Origin of the sequence: Xanthomonas hortorum (genome assembly GCF_040279205.1) — a bacterium.
GTDB lineage: Bacteria > Pseudomonadota > Gammaproteobacteria > Xanthomonadales > Xanthomonadaceae > Xanthomonas > Xanthomonas hortorum_F.
Window position 1 is genome coordinate 1 of record NZ_JBEOLS010000123.1, and the last position, 1389, is coordinate 1389.

2 pseudogenes are annotated in these 1389 nt (G+C 70.1%); both read right to left on the reverse strand.

Annotated elements, in window-relative coordinates:
• Window positions 1–89 (reverse strand): annotated as a pseudogene (locus ABS769_RS22410) (phage tail protein); the annotation flags it as partial.
• Between the two features lie 11 nt (window positions 90–100).
• Window positions 101–1389, reverse strand: a pseudogene (locus tag ABS769_RS22415) (phage tail tape measure protein); the annotation flags it as partial.

A 1389-nucleotide genomic window follows, 5' to 3' on the forward strand; every position in this document is an offset into this window, starting at 1 on the left:
GTGGGGTGGCGCCAACTCATCTGCCGCTGCAGCTGCAGGAACGCCGCGCTGTCGAGCGAAAACACGAAGGTGCCGTAGGACATCATCATCAGTTGGAGCCTCAGTCGTCGCGCAGGCTGGAGCGGCGCGCGGCCGCCGTGCGCCGTTCGCGCCCTTCAAGTTGGCGGGCGACTTCGCGCGCCAGTGCGGATGCATCCATGCCGGGTGCGGCGTGGACGTGGATGACGTAGCTGTTGCCGCCTGCAGGCGCGCTGGCGCCGCGCACAGGGGCCGACAGCGGCGCACGGCTGTCGATCGCCGCCACAGGCGCTGTGGCCGTCGCCAGGGCCAGGCCTGCGCCCACGGCACGCATCCGGTTGCCAAGCGCCATGACGGCCTGCACAGGGGCGCCCTGGCCGCGCTGCAGGCCTACGGTGAGGCCCTGCATGGTGAAGTCGCCCAACTGGGCGAACACGCGCGAGGGACTGTGGATGCCCAGCAGGCCCTTGAAGCGATCGACTACGCCGGTGCCGACGCTGGCGATCGCATTACTGGCGGCGCCGAGCTTGGAGCGGATGCCCTGGACAAGACCGCTGATCATGTCCGCGCCGGCCTGCAGCATCCGGGCCGGCCAGTTGGCCAGCTGCAGGTTGATGCCGGCCCACAGCTGCAGCAGCCCTTGGCGGATGCGATCGCCGTTGCCGGTGAACACGCCCACGATCAGCGACCACGTGCCCTGGACGGTTTGCCACACGCCGCCGAGGATCTGCTTGATCACTGGCAGCACGAACACAAACGCCTGCACCAGCCAGCCGATCGCCTTGACGGCTAGCTGCAGCTGGGTGACCAGCACCGCGCCAATGATTTGCCCGAAGCCGCGACCTGCCTGCGTTGCACCGTGCAACTGCGCGGTGGTGGCCTCGAACGGCGTCAGCAGCTGCTTGACCCACGCCCAGGCCTGGCCCATCGCAGCGGCCACGGTGTCCCACACCGGCGCCAGTGGCGCGAGCGCAGTCTTCAGCTCGGCGAGGACCGGCGCGGCAACATCAACGATGCCTTGCCACACACCGATAGCGAACGCCTTGATCGGCCCCCAGTATTTCCACACCAGCAGCGCCACCGCCGCGACGGCCGCGCCGATCGCCAGCACCGGCAGGCTGACGCCGCCGAGCAGCGGCAGCAGTAGGCGTGCGCCATTGGCGAGCATGGGCAACACACGGCCGCCGAACGCCAGCCCCTGCCGCAGCAGCGCACCAAAGCCGCCGCCGCCGGACAGCAGCGCGACGGCGCCGTGGATCTGCGAGAACGCCATCGCGGCGACACCACCGGCCACCAGCAGCCCGCCCAGGATCGTGACCAGCGCGGCGCCGGCGATCGCCGTCTTGGCGATCGCACCCACCAGCACCGGAT